General features: G+C 44.1%; 13 protein-coding genes, 1 rRNA gene and 1 other annotated feature. All 14 genes read right to left on the reverse strand.

The window, feature by feature from the left end; translation table 11 throughout:
* Positions 1-203 (reverse strand): 16S ribosomal RNA (locus GSF08_RS00005); the annotation flags it as partial.
* A gap of 358 nt (positions 204-561) precedes the next feature.
* Complete coding sequence (gene rpoC / locus GSF08_RS00010) at positions 562-4,413, reverse strand: DNA-directed RNA polymerase subunit beta' (RefSeq protein WP_160623825.1); 3,852 nt, start codon at positions 4,411-4,413, stop codon at positions 562-564.
* Between the two features lie 3 nt (positions 4,414-4,416).
* The gene (gene rpoB, locus GSF08_RS00015; RefSeq protein ID WP_160623826.1) at positions 4,417-8,613 is read right to left on the reverse strand and encodes a DNA-directed RNA polymerase subunit beta; all 4,197 of its coding nucleotides are present in this window, start codon (positions 8,611-8,613) and stop codon (positions 4,417-4,419) included.
* A 99-nt stretch (positions 8,614-8,712) separates the two neighbouring features.
* Positions 8,713-9,321, reverse strand: coding sequence for a class I SAM-dependent methyltransferase (locus tag GSF08_RS00020; protein WP_160623827.1), 609 nt, complete (start codon positions 9,319-9,321; stop codon positions 8,713-8,715).
* Positions 9,322-9,388: 67 nt separating this feature from the next.
* A complete protein-coding gene (rplL, locus tag GSF08_RS00025; protein WP_160623828.1) occupies positions 9,389-9,763 on the reverse strand; it encodes a 50S ribosomal protein L7/L12 in 375 nt (124 codons plus the stop codon).
* Between the two features lie 22 nt (positions 9,764-9,785).
* Positions 9,786-10,280, reverse strand: a complete 495-nt coding sequence (gene rplJ, locus GSF08_RS00030) for a 50S ribosomal protein L10 (RefSeq protein WP_160623829.1) — start codon at positions 10,278-10,280, stop codon at positions 9,786-9,788.
* Positions 10,281-10,317: 37 nt separating this feature from the next.
* Positions 10,318-10,444 (reverse strand) — a sequence feature (ribosomal protein L10 leader region).
* A gap of 29 nt (positions 10,445-10,473) precedes the next feature.
* Positions 10,474-11,160, reverse strand: coding sequence for a 50S ribosomal protein L1 (gene rplA / locus GSF08_RS00035; RefSeq protein WP_160623830.1), 687 nt, complete (start codon positions 11,158-11,160; stop codon positions 10,474-10,476).
* A gap of 18 nt (positions 11,161-11,178) precedes the next feature.
* Positions 11,179-11,598, reverse strand: coding sequence for a 50S ribosomal protein L11 (gene rplK, locus GSF08_RS00040; RefSeq protein ID WP_160623831.1), 420 nt, complete (start codon positions 11,596-11,598; stop codon positions 11,179-11,181).
* Between the two features lie 283 nt (positions 11,599-11,881).
* Entirely contained in the window at positions 11,882-12,703 is an 822-nt protein-coding gene (locus GSF08_RS00045; RefSeq protein ID WP_160623832.1) for a MerR family transcriptional regulator, read from the reverse strand.
* A gap of 145 nt (positions 12,704-12,848) precedes the next feature.
* Complete coding sequence (locus GSF08_RS00050) at positions 12,849-13,592, reverse strand: C39 family peptidase (protein WP_160623833.1); 744 nt, start codon at positions 13,590-13,592, stop codon at positions 12,849-12,851.
* A 129-nt stretch (positions 13,593-13,721) separates the two neighbouring features.
* Positions 13,722-14,540: a pyrroline-5-carboxylate reductase gene (proC, locus tag GSF08_RS00055; protein WP_160623834.1), complete on the reverse strand. Its 819-nt coding sequence runs from the start codon at positions 14,538-14,540 to the stop codon at positions 13,722-13,724.
* Between the two features lie 89 nt (positions 14,541-14,629).
* Positions 14,630-15,064, reverse strand: coding sequence for a PTS sugar transporter subunit IIA (locus tag GSF08_RS00060; protein WP_160623835.1), 435 nt, complete (start codon positions 15,062-15,064; stop codon positions 14,630-14,632).
* Complete coding sequence (locus GSF08_RS00065) at positions 15,061-16,152, reverse strand: SIS domain-containing protein (protein ID WP_160623836.1); 1,092 nt, start codon at positions 16,150-16,152, stop codon at positions 15,061-15,063. Before GSF08_RS00065 ends, GSF08_RS00060 begins: the two co-directional genes overlap by 4 nt.
* A 3-nt stretch (positions 16,153-16,155) precedes the next feature.
* Positions 16,156-16,647 carry a PTS sugar transporter subunit IIB gene (locus GSF08_RS00070; RefSeq protein ID WP_160623837.1) on the reverse strand — a complete coding sequence of 164 codons (492 nt, stop codon included), beginning with the start codon at positions 16,645-16,647 and terminating at the stop codon, positions 16,156-16,158.
* Between the last annotated feature and the right edge of the window lie 40 nt (positions 16,648-16,687).

Raw genomic sequence — 16,687 nt, forward strand, 5'->3', positions numbered from 1 at the left:
AGAAGATGCCTTCTCCTCACCTATCCGGTTTTAGCTACCGTTTCCAGCAGTTATCCCGGGCACATGGGCAGGTTACCTACGTGTTACTCACCCGTTCGCCACTCACTTCCAAGAAAGCAAGCTCTCTCTTCTATGCGTTCGACTTGCATGTATTAGGCATGCCGCCAGCGTTCATCCTGAGCCAGGATCAAACTCTCCATTTGATTGTTTGTTTAGCTCTTCTTTACGCTTTCGCGTTTCTGTTTTCTTGAGTTTCTTTTGAATTGACGTATTCTGTTTAGTTTTCAAAGATCGTCGCCCTCGCTTGAGCGCTTGTATATAATAGCAAATCTCTTCTACCTATGTCAATCTTTTTTACTACTTTTTTCTGTTTTTTTTGAAGAAATCTCAAATGTTTAAGCATCATATACAGATTCCGCCAAATAACGACAGATTTGTGATTTTTCTACCCTATTCCCATAACCTTATATCCCCTGATTTTTCACTTTTATACATCGAAAAAGAAAAAAAGCAAATGCGCCGGATGGCCCATCTGCTTTTTCATATAAATACAGTGAAACTTTATTCTGCTTCCTCAACACTTAAATCCTCTTCTGCAAGAATCTCGCTGATCTGAGCACCGGACATTTTATCAGTTGGTACAAATGCCATTAACCCTTGATCATCATCTTCATCATTGTGATTACGAGCTTCTCGTTTTGCTTTCAGCTCTGCAGCTTTTTCTTCAATCAGAACTGAAGTTTCCCGGTCGCTGTGACAGCCGGTTCCCGCAGGAATCAGCTTACCGATAATAACATTCTCTTTCAGTCCGATCAGATAATCCTTCTTCGCCTTAATAGCAGCCTCAGTCAGTACTTTGGTTGTTTCCTGGAAGGATGCCGCAGACAGGAAGGAATCCGTTTCTACAGATGCTTTTGAAATACCCAGCAGAACCGGACGGAAAGTTGCCGGAACCTGACCGCTCAGCAAAGCTGCGCGGTTGACTTTTGTAATTTCCGTCAGAGAAATCTGGATACCCGGGTTCAGCTTCGTATCGTTGCCTTCTACTACGATTACTTTACGCAGCATCTGACGGATCATGACCTCGATATGCTTATCAGAAATTTCGATACCCTGACTCTGATATACTTTCTTTACTTCTTTTAGAATATAGTTTTGTACATCGCGTACTCCCGCTACATCTAACAGCTCTTTTGGATCAACCTGGCCTTCTGTGATCTTATCGCCTGCTTCAACAGTAGCGCCGACCTGCATCCAAGGACGAATTGCCTGCGCCAAGTTCACTTTATGAGTAATGGTTTCCTTATCGTTGGTTATCATTACTTCATAACCGCTTCCGCTTTCCAGCTGGTTGATCGCGGTAATCTCGCCCGTGATCTTCGCTAATACAGCTGCGCTCTTCGGACGGCGAGCTTCAAACAGCTCCTCAACACGTGGCAGACCCTGGGTGATATCTCCGCCGTCAGCAGAAGCTACACCACCGGTATGGAAAGTACGCATGGTCAGCTGTGTGCCTGGCTCACCAATTGATTGAGCGGCCATGATACCGACAGCTTCTCCGACTTCCACTACTTTACCGGTTGCCATATTACGTCCATAGCATTTCTTACATACACCGTAAATAGATTTACAAGTGAATGCAGAACGGATACGGACACCGGTTACGCCTGCATCAACAATACGTTTCGCGATATCCTCTGTAACAAATTCATCAGATTCGATGATAACCTCTTTGGTTTTCGGATCGATGATCGTCTCCTTGATATAGCGTCCGACCAAACGATCTTCCAGTGACTCAATGACACTGTTTGTCTTGCGGTCAATAATTTCTTCAATATAGTAGCCCTTATCAGTACCGCAGTCTTCCTGTTTAACAATAACATCCTGGGCTACATCTACCAGACGGCGGGTCAGATAACCTGACTCTGCAGTCTTTAATGCGGTATCCGTCAGACCTTTACGCACACCATGGGTGGAAATAAAGAACTCTGATACGTTCAGTCCTTCACGGAAGCAGGAATAGATCGGTACCTCGATGATACTTGGAACATATCCATCTTTCGTCGATTTTGACTGAGACGGCTTACTCATCAATCCGCGCATACCGGCTAACTGAGTAAAGTTCGAGATATTACCACGGGCTCCGGAACGGGACATCATGTTGATCGGATTTTTCCGATCCAATGATTTCATCAATTCTCCAGCAATGTCATCCTTAACATCAGCCCATAGCTTGTTTAAGTGACGTTCCCACTCCTGCATCGTCAACTTACCTTTGTGGCGCATTGTCATCAGCTGAGCAGCCTTTTTCTTGCCCTCTTCAACATGCTCGTATTTATTCGGCGCAACCTCAATATCCGCCAAAGACACCGTAACCCCGGCAACTGTTGAGTATTTGAATCCCATGTTCTTGATCTCATCCAGAATTTCAGCGGTTGTGTCCACATCATAACGTTTGAAGACTTCACCGATAACTTTTCCTAAATCCTTTTTCTTAAAGGCAGATACAATCGGCAGCTCTTGCAGCGCAGCCTTAATATCACAGCCCATCGGAACAAAGTATTTATCCGGTGTTGCCTGGAAATTTTCGGTGCTCACTTCATTTAAATACGGGAAGTCAGCTGGGAACATATCATTGTAAATAACCTTACCGACAGTTGTAAGCAGATATTTACGGTTTTGTTCTTCAGTGAAAGAAGTCTTCTTCATCGCACTTGCCAAAACGGCAATGCGGGAATGCAGGTGTACTTCCTTGCTCTCATATGCCATCAATACCTCATTGACACTGCGGTAAACATGGCCTTCACTGTCCGCATACGTATTCCACAAAGCAGCTACATCCGGACAGTCCACTGACAGATAACGTTCAGCCTCACGGCGGAACTCCTCTGCTGTTTCTTCCATTGTCAGATAGAAGTTACCCATGACCATATCCTGTCCAGGGGTAACGATTGGCTTACCATCCTTTGGTCCCAAAATATTGTGAGAACCGAGCATCAGGATCAGAGCTTCGGCTCGTGCCTCTTCACTAAGCGGTACGTGCACGGCCATCTGATCACCATCGAAATCGGCGTTGAACGCAGTACATACTAGCGGATGCAGACGAATTGCCCGGCCTTCAACCAATTTCGGTTTAAAGGCCTGAATACCAAGACGATGCAGAGTTGGTGCACGGTTCATCAGAACCGGGTAGCCTTCGATGACATCTTCTACGATATCCCAAACCCTAGGGTCTAAACGATCGATTAATTTTTCCGCAGTCTTAGGATTGCTGGCGATTTCACGATTCACAATTTCATTGATTACAAAAGGCTTAAACAGCTGGATTGCCATTTCCCTAGGCAGCCCGCACTGATACATCTTTAAATCTGGGCCGACCGCAATAACGGAACGTCCTGAGAAATCAACACGCTTACCTAACAGGTTCTGACGGAAGCGTCCCTGTTTACCTTTTAAAGAATGAGACAGCGACTTCAGAGCACGGCCACCGGCACCGGTGATCGGTTTGGAACGGCGTCCATTATCAATCAGAGCGTCTACCGCTTCCTGAAGCATACGCTTTTCATTCTGTACGATGATTGCCGGAGTACCCAGCTCCAGCAGTTTCTTCAAACGGTTGTTACGGGTGATAACACGACGATATAAATCATTCAGATCGCTGGTCGCAAAACGGCCGCCGTCCAACTGCAGCATCGGGCGCAGATCTGGTGGAATTACCGGAATTACAGAAAGCACCATCCATTCCGGCTTGTTATCAGAATGGCGGAATGCCTCTACCGTATCCAAACGCTTGATCAGCTTTTTGCGCTTTTCACCCTGAGCAGTTTCCAGCTGTGTTTGGATTTCCGTATATTCTTTTTCAAGATCAACTTCTTCCAACAGGGTTTGAGCTGCTTCTGCACCAGTCTGGGCAGTGAAAGAACCCGGCCCATAGATTGCAATATTTTCACGGTATTCTTTTTCAGAAAGAACCTGTTTATATTCCAGCTTCGTATCCTTAGGATCCGTAACAATCCAGCTGACAAAATAAACGACTTCTTCCAGCTGCTTCGGTGTTACGTTTAATAATAGTGCCATGCGGGATGGGATTCCGCGCAGATACCAGATATGGGCAACCGGAGCAGCCAGTTCAATATGTCCCATGCGCTCACGGCGAACACTGGATTTTGTTATCTCAACACCGCAGCGATCGCAGATCACACCTTTGTAACGAACTTTTTTATATTTACCGCAATAACATTCCCAGTCCTTTGATGGACCGAAGATACGCTCACAAAACAAACCATCTCGTTCTGGTTTTTGAGAACGGTAGTTGATGGTTTCCGGTTTTTTTACTTCGCCATGAGACCATTCGTGAATGCGATCAGGTGACGCCAGTGATACTTGAATGGAAGCAAAATTGTTAACGCTCATCTCTTACGCCTCCTTCTCTTCTACATCTGTTTCTTCTTCTAATACTTCAAATTCTTCGTCTTCTTCGATTATTGTTACCGGATCGCTCAGATCAATTTCTTCACCGTCTTCATCAGATTCTTCATCCAGATCAACGACGACTTCTTCCTCATCAGCTGCTTCTATCGGAGCAGTGATCGGAGGCAGCGCCGCTGCTTCATCGCCATCGGGTTTCATCAGATCAACTTCATTGCCAGCTTCATCCAGCATCTTCACATCGATCGCCAAAGCCTGCAGCTCATGCTTCAATACGCGGAATGATTCTGGAATTCCCGGTTCAGGAATATCTTTACCCTTTATGATAGATTCATAGGTTTTGGTGCGGCCAACAATATCATCAGATTTAACGGTTAGGATTTCCTGGAGAGTATGCGCAGCACCATATGCTTCCAATGCCCAAACTTCCATCTCACCAAAACGCTGACCGCCATTCTGTGCTTTACCGCCCAACGGCTGCTGCGTAACCAGAGAATACGGTCCGGTTGCACGGGCATGCAGTTTATCATCAACCATGTGAGCCAGCTTGATCATGTACATGACGCCTACTGAGATACGTTCATCAAATGCCTCACCGGTACGGCCGTCATACAGAACCATCTTGCCATCTTTTGTCATGGCTGCTTCTTCCATGATCTGACGCAGTTCATCATTGCTGATACCGTCAAATACCGGAGTGGCGAATTTAACTCCCAATTTCTTTGCCGCAAATCCCAAGTGGATTTCTAATACCTGACCGATATTCATACGGGAAGGTACACCAAACGGATTCAGCATAATGTCAATCGGCGTTCCATCCGGCATATACGGCATGTCTTCCTGCGGTAAAATTTTGGAAATGACACCCTTATTACCATGGCGTCCGGCCATCTTATCACCTTCAGAAATCTTACGTTTCTGAACGATATATACTTTGATGGTTTCATTTACTCCAGGCGGCAGTTCATGTCCTTCACTTCGTTTAAAGCTGCGGATTGAATGAACAATGCCGGCTCCGCCGTGCGGTACTTTCAACGAATTGTCACGGACTTCACGTGATTTTTCACCAAAGATCGCCAGCAGCAGCTTTTCTTCCGGAGAAATTTCGCTCTGTCCCTTCGGCGTAACTTTACCAACCAAGATATCGCCTTCCATAACTTCAGCGCCGACCATGATAATACCGCGGCTATCCAAATTACGGCATGCGTTTTCGGAAACATTCGGAATATCACGGGTGATTTCCTCAGGTCCCAATTTTGTTTCACGACAATCAATATCATATTCCTCAATATGAATGGATGTATAGACATCATCGCGAACCAAACGTTCACTCATGATGATTGCATCCTCATAGTTATAGCCATACCAAGTCATGTATGCGATCGTGACGTTTTGTCCAAGTGCTAATTCACCGTTTTCCATGGATGGACCATCGGCCAAGATATCGCCTTTTTCGATCTTCTCGCCCTTGCGAACAATCGGAATCTGGTTCATGCTGGTTGAATTGTTGGAACGGGTGAATTTCTTTACACGATATTCGCGTTTGCCTTCTTTTTCCGCAACGATGATACGCTGTGAATCAACATATTCAACGACACCATCATTCTTCGCAACGATACCAGCACCGGAATCCTTTGCGATCACGTGCTCAATGCCGGTTCCGACAAACGGTGAATGCGGTTTAACCAAAGGCACTGCCTGACGCTGCATATTGGCACCCATCAGGGCACGGGAAGCATCGTCATTTTCTAAGAACGGAATACAGGCAGTCGCAACCGAAACGATCTGTTTCGGACTGACGTCGGCTAATTCTACGCTTTCGCGCTTCGCCAAGATCGTGTCACCGTTTAAACGGGATACGACCTGCTCATTTACAAGTCTGCCATCGATAACTTCATTGGCTTGGGCAATTACATAATCTGCTTCTTCATCGGCAGAGAGATAAATCGCTTCTTCCGATACAGTTCCATCTGCTTCTACTTTACGATACGGAGTCTGAATAAAACCATATTCATTGATCTTCGCATATGTAGTCAGGTTGGAGATCAATCCGATATTCGGTCCTTCAGGGGTCTCAATCGGACAGATTCGTCCATAGTGAGAAGAATGTACATCTCGAACTTCAAAGCCGGCACGATCACGTGTCAGACCGCCCGGTCCCAATGCTGAAATACGGCGCTTATTGGTCAGCTCAGCCAGCGGATTCTGCTGATCCATGAACTGAGAAAGCTGAGAACTCGAGAAGAACTCTTTAATGGCAGCTGTCAGCGGACGAATGTTCATTAGTTTTTTCGGTGTTAAGGTTGCTACCTCCGCGATGGACATACGTTCCTTTACAACCCGTTCCATACGGGATAAACCGATTCTGAACTGGTTCTGAATCAGCTCGCCCACCGAACGAATCCGGCGGTTGCCCAGCATATCAATATCATCGGTATCGCCGGCCTCCTCCATTACGTTCAGATTATAGGAATAGAATGCATACATATCGGAAATGGTAATAGTGTGCTTATTGGCAAACGGATCGTTGCCGATTACCGTTACCACCGCATCGCTGTCGAGCGTACGGATCTTGATTTCCTGTACTGCGGCACCGACTAACCATGCATAAACCGTGCCCTTCTGCACACGATTTTTCACTTCTTCCAAGGCCTTACTGGAAAGCACTTCATTACGTACCCGCGGAGTGTATCCGTAAGCGAACTTTTCACCGTCTTCATCCATCAGATCATGCCCCTGCTCATCGGTTAAACGACCCAATGAATACATGCGCTGTCCATAATTCAGCACATCATCCATATTGCTTTTATCAAGCTTTATTTTCTTTGCGATAATACCGCCTTCAACCGTGATTTTCTCAGCCTTGCTCATCAACAGCTGAACATCTTCTTCACTCAAGATATCACCGGCATACAGCGTAATCTCATCCAATTCAATATCACCAGCCAGTACGCGGCCTACCAAACCGCTTGCGTAGTCGGTTGGGACAACGACCGGATCTTCATGATTAAACAACGGATTGAATGGGAAAGCAGTTACATAAACGCCCTTTTTCAATTCAACACGCAATTTTTCGCGCTCCTCACGGGTAATATGCGTACCGCTCTTCACAATCACATTGCCATTAACATCTAAAATATCCTGCGCCAGCAGGTTATGTTCCAGACGATTGATCGCATTCAGTTTTTTACATAATTTAAAGCGTCCTGCCTTGGTCAGATCATAGCGGCGTGCATCAAAAAATTTCGCATTCATCAGGTTGATGGATCCATCCAGCGTAGGAATTTCATCCGAACGCTGATTCTCATAAATAGAAAGCAGCGCTTCCTGCGTAGTTTTTACCTTATCTGATAATAAGGTATTTTCAATTTCCTCATATTTTCCAAAATAAGCGGCGTACAGGTTTTGATATAGATCAAAAAACTCTACATTGTCGGTGTTTTCCGGCAGATCCACCGGAATCTCACGGCCCATGGCCGTTAAGAAGTTTTTGATATGTGTAGTATCAAAAGCATCCTCGCTGCGATCAAGATCGACAGACATGCCCAATGCTTTAAATAAAATTGTTGACAGCATCTTACGTTTGCGATCGATGCTCATGCTCAAAATACGTCCGCTGGACGTCTTTTTCATTTCAGTCATGAATTCAAGCCAAGTACCGCGGCTAGGAATCAACTCGCAGGCATAAGATTCACGTCCGGTCTTCATATCATATCCGGTTGAGAAGTAGGCTCCCGGAGAACGTACAATCTGTGAAACGATTACTCGTTCCGCACCATTGATAATAAAAGTACCGGTTTCCGTCATCATCGGGAAGTCACCCAGGAAGACATCTTCCCATTTTGTCATAACCTCACCGGTTGTTGTATCAGTAATTTCCAGCTCCATTTTTGCTTTCAGCGGAGCCGCAAAGTTACATTCGCGGAACTGGCTTTCTTCCGCAGTATATTTCGGCGTTCCAAATTCATAATCCAAGAACTTGAGTCTGATGTTACCTCCATAGTTTTGGATTGGAAAAATCTCATTAAATACTTCAGCAATACCCTCATCTGTAAACCATTCAAAAGAGTCTGTCTGTACTTCAACCAGATTCGGCAGCTCTAAGTGACCGCTCACTTTTGAATAGTCGCGCCGCTGTGCCTTTTTACCAGCATCAACTACACGATAAGTTTCTTTTTTGTCCATGCACGCCATCCTTTCTACATTTTTTCTGCCATGGGAAGGGCAGAAAATCCCATTTTACTATACTAGTATTATGCAATTTATTATAATAGCAACTCTTTTTCAAGATGTCAACGTTTTTATGGCCTTTAATATAAAATATCCTTTTTGTTTGTTTATGACTTCACAATTACCAAACACGGAAGCAATATGCGCACAAGCGCTTTCTGCGCCCTGCTGTTTGCGGATCACAACCCAGAGCACGCCCTTATCCCGCAGATGATCTAAGGCTTCATCAAACATTTTATAGATAACTGCCTTGCCGGCACGAATCGGCGGATTGGTAATGATATCAGTAAAAGTGTTCCCAGATATTGCCTGATATACATCAGACACCAGAATTTCCGCAGCAACGTGATTGCGTGCTGCATTCTCTTTGGCAAGCTCAACCGCCCGCGGATTCACATCGACCATCGTAAAGTCCGTATCCGGAAAGCACGATTTCAGGGTAATACCAACCGGACCGTAACCGCACCCCAGATCAAGCGCCGCATCACCGAGCTCTTTTCGTTCAGCGATCGTGTCTAACAGCACCCGGGTACCGTAATCCACTTCATTTTTTGAGAAAACACCAGTATTCGTAATAAAGCGCAGATTAAAACACCAAAACCGGAAAGAAATTTCCTTCCGGTTATTTTCCAGATGACGATTATCGGTAAAATAATGATCCATACGATCGTCCTCCCTTTTAGGTGACAAAAAGCCCGAAGGCTTTTTGTTGTTATCAGTGATATAAGAATTATTTAACTTCTACAGTAGCTCCTGCATCCATTAATTTTTTCTTGATTTCTTCTGCTTCTTCAGGCTTGATGTTTTCCTTGATTGCAGATGGGCATTTGTCAACTAAGCCCTTTGCTTCAACCAGACCTAAACCGGTTACTTCGCGCACAACCTTAATAACAGCTACTTTAGTAGGTCCAACATCTGTCAGCGTTACTGTAACTTCGCTTGGTCCTTCAGCAGCGCCGCCATCAGCCGGTGCAGCAGCTACAGCTACCGGTGCAGCAGCAGTAACGTCAAACTTTTCTTCGATTGCTTTTACTAAGTCGTTCAGTTCAAGAATAGTAGCTTCTTCTAAGTAAGCTAAAATTTCCTCATGTGTTAATTTTGCCATGTTCATTTCCTCCTATTGGTTATTAGTTTTCTTCTCGGCTGTCAGCTACCGCTTTTACAGCACATGCGAATTGGCGAACCGGTGACTGCAGACAGCTTAACAGCATGGACAGCATACCCTCACGGTTCGGCAGAACAGATAATTCTTTGATTGTATCTACGCTTACAACCTTACCTTCAACGGCACCACCCTTGATCACTAAGTGCTCATGAGTTTTGGCGAATTTCGCCAGGATGCGGGAAGGAGCGACTGCATCGTCACCAAATGCAACTGCATTCGGTCCGGTCAAGCTTTCCGTTAAACCGTCAAATCCAGCTTCAACTGCAGCGCGCTGAGTCAATGAGTTCTTATAAATTTTAAACTCGATGTTCTCTTCGCGCAGCGCTCTGCGCAGCTGGGTCATTTCGGCAACGGTAAGACCGCGATACTCGACAACAACCGTTGACTGAGATGCTTTCATTTTGTCTGCAATTTCAGTAACGACCGCCTTTTTAGCGTCGATAATCGACTGATTCATATCTTACACCTCCTGATTTTATATGTCACAATATACCAGGGAAAAATATAAAACACTCACACCGCAAGACAGTGTGAGTGAACATTTATGTTTCGCTCTACACCTCGGTAACATGATTAAGTGCATTGCACCGTTACTGTCTATGGTATATTGATAACAACGATATTCTAAAGGAAACTCCGCTGTTTGTCAACTAGCGGGAAGTTTCGATTTTAATGCCCGGGCCCATGGTTGTGGACAGCACTACATTTTTCATGTAAACGCCCTTGACGGCAGCCGGACGGGCACGCAGCAGTACATCATAGATCGCCTTGAAGTTTTCAACCAATTTTGCATCGTCGAAACTCTTTTTACCGATCAACATATTGATATTTCCTTCTTTATCAACACGGTACTCTACTTTACCTTTTTTGATATCCTCGATCGCTTTGGCAACGTCCATTGTTACCGTGCCGGTTTTCGGGTTTGGCATTAAACCTTTTGGACCTAATACGCGTCCCAGTTTACCAAGTTCTCCCATCATGTTTGGAGTGGCTACGATGACATCAAAGTCAAACCAGCCTTTTCCGATCTGTTCTAATAATTCTTTGCCGCCAACATAATCAGCGCCGGCATCTTTTGCTTCCTGTTCCTGAGGTCCCTGTGCAATGACACAAACCTTCTGAGAACGTCCGGTACCGTTGGGCAGCACCATCGCACCGCGGATCTGCTGATCAGCATGACGAGGGTCTACATTTAAGCGGAAGCTTACTTCCACCGATTCATCAAATTTTGCAAAGCTTGCTTCTTTCGCCAGTTTTACCGCTTCATCAATAGAATAAGATTTTGAACGGTCAACTTTTTTAGCAGCTTCAGCATAGTTCTTTCCTACTTTTGCCATCTTCGTTTACCTTCCTTCCTATTCCATGCCTTCAACGGCAATACCCATGTTTTTAGCAGTTCCAGCTACAATTTTCATAGCTGCTTCAACATCGTTTGCGTTCAGGTCTGGCATTTTGTATTCTGCAATTTCACGCAGCTGATCAACTGTGATCTTACCTGCGATTTCTTTTGAATTTGCAGATGCTTTCTGGATACCGGCAGCTTTCTTTAACAGAATTGCAGCTGGTGTCGTTTTCAATACGAAGTCGAAAGTCTTATCTTCGTACGCTGTGATGATAACCGGTACTAAATCTCCTGCGCGTTCTCTTGTCGCATCATTGAATGCCGAACAGAACTGCGGCATGTTGATGCCTGCAGAAGCCAAAGCCGGTCCTGGTTTTGCGCCGCCTGCCATAAACTGCAGTTTGCACACTTTAGCAACTTTTTTCTTACTCACAAGACACACCTCCTATAAATTGTTGTCTCATGCTGTGGTAATAGAACGGTTGCACGTTCTCCCACGCACTTATAAAACACCACGCAAAAGTGGTGCTCATGTATTATAGCGAGTTTCGCATGAAAAAGCAACTGTTTCCTGTGCGGTTTTAAAAAAAACAAAACCCCAATCCGATATGATCCACCCGGTTTGTAAATGATTCGTTGCAGCTGCCGCTGAGCTTTATCAACTGCATCCAATCCTCCCTTGCCATTAAAAATGTGCTGTGTACAGCACATTGTGTTTATTTGATCGGCCAACAGATTTCTGTCACAAATTCATTAGGATTTTGGGTTGCCATATAGCCAACTCTATAAATTGCAAACTGACAGCCGTTGATTTCATAATCATGGCCGGCGAACCATGCGGACAAAGCCATGCTGACATCCGTACACTGACTGTAATCGCCTTTAAAAGTGATTGACGCGACACGAGTTTCCGGCAGTTCCTTAAATTTCAAATTTTCTGTGTCCTGATATTGGCCCGGCTGAATGCTTGCCGCTATTTCCACATCGACTTCCGACTCCTTGAAGCCCTCATCATGGAAATAGCAGCGGGTCTGCTTATCCTTCGTGTAGGGCAGATCCAGCTGCAGCGCCTGCAGTTCTTTGGTCATTCCCATCCACATCAGATGCTCATTTTCATAGCTTGGTATAATACCTCTTTTGGTGACTGCATATATCGCAGGAATGGTTTTAATTTCTACTTGGTAATTCATAAACATGTCCTCCTTTACAAGAATTTGCTTTGCTGTTTCAATCATTTTGATTCGCATATCGATTTTCTTGGCTTCTTCACGCAGTTCGATCAGCTGTATCTCCAAATGTTTTTGGACCTCTTCCGCATTTTGATAATTTTCGAGAATCTCTTTGATACGCGCCGTACTTAACCCAATATCGCGAAGAAACCGAACCTGTGATGCTTCGAAAATCTGTTCTCTTCGATAATAGCGATAACCGCTTTCCTCATCGATGAAAACCGGTTTTAATATATCGTTTTGATCATAAAAACGAAGCATGCGGATACTAATGCTGGTCAAACGTGAAAAATCACCAATCTTAAACATAGAGGACCTCCTGAATTCTGTGCACACATCTATCTTAGAGTATGACATCATGATAGAGTCAAGTAAAAAGCGAAAGAAATTTCTCTCGCTTCATTTTTTTATAAAAGTGAATTCATTTTGATCAATAAATCATCAATTTCATTCCTTAATATATGTAAGCCGGTTCTTCGTTTTCCGCAATCGCACTCCACAATTCAGTCGGTGAGAAGTATTTCAGGCCTCCATATGTTTCATCCTGTACCCCATAGAAAGGGTCTAAAATGTAAAAATATGTAATTTCATTTTCTTGATCCGCCAGATATCCAACACAAATTACAAAATGATTCGCTCGCTTCATCTGCGGATATAAGGTATGCATGTCAACTGCTAATATACTGGGATAACCATCATCGATATTTTTCCGCATCCGCAGCTGCCAATTCTTTTTTTCATCCGGGCTATTATTCTGTATCGGCAATGTGTGCACATGATACCCATTTTCTTGATATCCGGGATTCTCTCGATGAAAAACTTCTTGATTGAGAACCTGGGTGATATCTGCGTATTCCGTACCTGTAATCGAACTTGTATGCATTGCCTCGGCCAATTGACCTTGTGTCCGATCAATTCCAAAATACTGTAATATCGTTTTCACAACAGCGGGTCCGCAATAAAAATTATTCTCCTGCACATCCAGCTCCATATTCATGATCACTTTATTATCCTGCTTTTCTGATTTCGCCGGAACCTCAAAATTCGTATTCTGATCAACATTCGTTTTTGTTTTTGTTTCTTTAACAGTTTGCGGCGCTTTATTCTGTTCATTATGAATCGAACAGCCGCCAAGCACGATTGAAGAGCTCAGCATCATCCCAGCCAGCAGTATATAAATCACCTTTTTTTGTTTCATAATCATCACCTGAAGCACGGATAATTTTTTCCTTGCTCATATAATATGTAAAATCTATCCAATCTTTTTATAAAGACATTTGCACAATATTAGCTCATTTATATTTTTTGGTTTTTCGCAGCTTTGCGATTAGTTCGCTTCGTTATGCTTTTTCATCGCTTCACTTTTCGAATTTGCGGCACGCATTGCCTCGATCACAGCAGATCGAAAACCACGGTTCTCCAAAACTGCCACCCCTTCAATCGTAGAGCCGCCTGGTGAACATACTTGATCTTTCAAGGCACCGGGATGCAGGCCACTTTCCAGCACCATACGTGCCGAACCAAGAACCGCTTGGGCACAGAAGGTATACGCCTGTTCCCGCTTCATTCCTAATAAAACCGCACCGTCTGCCATCGCTTCAATCAACATATATATAAAGGCAGGTGAAGCACCGCTGGCAGTACCCGCTGCTGATACGATTGTTTCACTCAAAATTTCACAGCGTCCAAAGCTGGAAAACAACTCTTTCATCATGATAATTTCGTCCGTGTTCATATTAGAACTGCCGCATAACGCCGTCATCCCTTCCATTACCGCTGCAGGAGTGTTTGGCATAATGCGTGCAACCTTAATTTCCCTTCCGAACATGTGCTGTACATTATCGATTGTCTGACCTGCCGCAATATCTACAATGATGACATTTTCCTTAACCTGATCGCGAATTTCTTCAATCAGATCACGATACATATGCGGCTTAACTCCCAGCACCAGAATATCACTGATTTTTGCCGTTTCAGCCTGCTCAGCCAGTTGTACGTGATATGTGTTTTTCAATGTCTTTAAGCGATCCAGATGATGATCGGTAATATACATATTTTCGCCGGAAACAGCGCCGGCTTTCAAAATACCTTCGGCAATCGCTTTGCCCATATTTCCGCATCCGATAAAGCCAATCGTTTTTTTCATGATCCTACCTCTTTTCTATCCTTATTATACGCATTTCTCAATACATCAGCAAGAACGAAACAGGAAGTGCAGTCAGCACTCCCTGTTTTTTAAAGATCATCCAGATCACAGGAACTTTCAGCATCAGAAATTCTAAAGCAGCCGCTCTGGTGATCCTTATTTTTCAGCACTTCATCAATCAATTCATCTGCATCCTCATAAGACTCCCGTCCCATATAGGTTTCTATCAGCATCCCTAAGGTGACACCGTAAAGGACACGGCAGCGGGCATCATCACTCATACATGATACTGCCATATGAAAAGGAGAACCTCCTCGCACATCAGTAAAAATCAGAATTTCATCTTCGCCGGCAAATTTTGAAATTGCACATTTCATCCGAGCAAGCAGCTGCTGCGCTGAATCACCCTCGGGAAAATCAAAGCTATATAGTTCAGCACCGGCCGTTTTGCCCAAAATGAGCGTAAAGGCAGATAGGATTCCACTGGCAAAAGATCCATGTCCGCTCACAAAGATCCGTATCATGATGCTTTATCCGGCAGATGAGACAGCGGCTCTTCAAATGGATTAACAGCCGTGTCAATACCACTGTCCCGCGCTCCCATCGCAGCTACCAGTTGAAAAGGAATCGCATGTAGAATAACTGCCAAATATTTATTAACGGTTAACGGAAAGATCATATCTCGCTTAGTTGCGTCTTTCAAATGCTTCGTCGTGATTACATAAATACGTTCGGTATACTTTTTAAATACATCTCGAAACTGCAGAAGCCGTTCCCACTCTACTTCATCCGCTCCGATCATAAAGATTGCCTGATCAGGTTTCAGCGCCATATTGGGGCCGTGTGCATATTCTTCAATATCATAGCTTATCGTCGGTTTGCGAAACATCTCACCGATCTTTAAAGCCGCTTCAAGGGCAGAACCGCTGTCTACTCCATATCCCAAAACATGAAGACGTTCGCTTTCCAAAAAATCATTTTTATTCTCTTGATACCATTTGATACAGTCATCAAAGACCGCCGGCAGCTCTTCTAAAAGATGACGCAGTTCTTCTTGGTATTTTTCATATATTTCATTCGTCATTTTCTGCTGTGCAAGTCCTAGCTCAAGTGTCCACAAATAAAGTGTCAGCACCGTAACTGTAAAGCCTCTGGTTTCAGGAGGCGTCAATTCTTTTCCACAGCGAAGATGAATGACTTCATCGACATGATGGGTGATTTCGCTATTTAGATCCTCACACAGCACCGCAGTTAAATAACCTTCCTGTTTTGCTTTCTGCATCACTTGAATCGTAGAAATGCTCGTACCGGTCTGGGAAATACCTAAAAATAAAACTTCTGTTTTATCATAATGCGGATCGACCCGTTCATAATTCGCAAATATTGTTGGATAATGAGCCTCCGCATCAATGTGCAGCAAATGCTTCATATAATAGCTTCCGATCACCGAAGCATGATAAGAAGTACCCGATCCTAAAAAATAAATTTTTTTGATAGGATAACGACGAAATAATTCTATAAACGGTCGGATAAATACTTGCCGATCAGCATAAGCCTGCTTCAATGCCCGCGGTTGATCCATAATATACCCAATAACGGTAGGTTTTTCCATAAACTACTCCTTTCCTAATGTTAAAATTGTGTCCGTAAAATCCAGTTTTGCCTCACCAGGAACCATCTGCGCAAAGAGACGAACTCCCTTTTTAGCTAGATAGATCAAAGAATGGATTTCTTCCTGATTGACATAAACTGTCTTCTTAATCGGTATTGTATTAGGCCGATTTGACAGATTGCCGATCGTAATATCAGTAAATGGATAGCCGGATTTCAAGAGTGCTTCCAACTGCTGTGGAGAATTTGCAAGGATCAAAACCCGTGCACCGCGATCCGCATGTCTCAATAATTTTTCTGCAGCGATTTTTGGACTTAGAATGGTTAAGGACACTGACGGCGGACATCCAAATTTCAAAGCTGTTTTACGCAAATTATCATGAACGATCATATCATCAATGATGAGCACTTTCTGCACGCCGAGATGCGGTATCCAAAAATTACTGACCTGTCCATGTATGAGACGATCATCTATTCGTATATCAACAATACTCATGTGCCTTTCCCCTTTCAAAGTGAAAAGCTATATGAGATGG

It is taken from the genome of Copranaerobaculum intestinale (genome assembly GCF_009831105.1).
Classification (GTDB): domain Bacteria; phylum Bacillota_I; class Bacilli_A; order Erysipelotrichales; family Erysipelotrichaceae; genus Copranaerobaculum; species Copranaerobaculum intestinale.

What these genes read in the sequence shown, in the direction of transcription:
- rpoC (WP_160623825.1), bottom strand. Translation starts at nt 4,413, where the DNA reads ATGAGCGTTAACAATTTTGCTTCCATTCAAGTATCACTGGCGTCACCT.
- rpoB (WP_160623826.1), bottom strand. Translation starts at nt 8,613, where the DNA reads ATGGACAAAAAAGAAACTTATCGTGTAGTTGATGCTGGTAAAAAGGCA.
- GSF08_RS00020 (WP_160623827.1), bottom strand. Translation starts at nt 9,321, where the DNA reads ATGGATCATTATTTTACCGATAATCGTCATCTGGAAAATAACCGGAAG.
- rplL (WP_160623828.1), bottom strand. Translation starts at nt 9,763, where the DNA reads ATGGCAAAATTAACACATGAGGAAATTTTAGCTTACTTAGAAGAAGCT.
- rplJ (WP_160623829.1), bottom strand. Translation starts at nt 10,280, where the DNA reads ATGAATCAGTCGATTATCGACGCTAAAAAGGCGGTCGTTACTGAAATT.
- rplA (WP_160623830.1), bottom strand. Translation starts at nt 11,160, where the DNA reads ATGGCAAAAGTAGGAAAGAACTATGCTGAAGCTGCTAAAAAAGTTGAC.
- GSF08_RS00045 (WP_160623832.1), bottom strand. Translation starts at nt 12,703, where the DNA reads ATGTTTAAGATTGGTGATTTTTCACGTTTGACCAGCATTAGTATCCGC.
- GSF08_RS00050 (WP_160623833.1), bottom strand. Translation starts at nt 13,592, where the DNA reads ATGAAACAAAAAAAGGTGATTTATATACTGCTGGCTGGGATGATGCTG.
- proC (WP_160623834.1), bottom strand. Translation starts at nt 14,540, where the DNA reads ATGAAAAAAACGATTGGCTTTATCGGATGCGGAAATATGGGCAAAGCG.
- GSF08_RS00060 (WP_160623835.1), bottom strand. Translation starts at nt 15,064, where the DNA reads ATGATACGGATCTTTGTGAGCGGACATGGATCTTTTGCCAGTGGAATC.
- GSF08_RS00065 (WP_160623836.1), bottom strand. Translation starts at nt 16,152, where the DNA reads ATGGAAAAACCTACCGTTATTGGGTATATTATGGATCAACCGCGGGCA.
- GSF08_RS00070 (WP_160623837.1), bottom strand. Translation starts at nt 16,647, where the DNA reads ATGAGTATTGTTGATATACGAATAGATGATCGTCTCATACATGGACAG.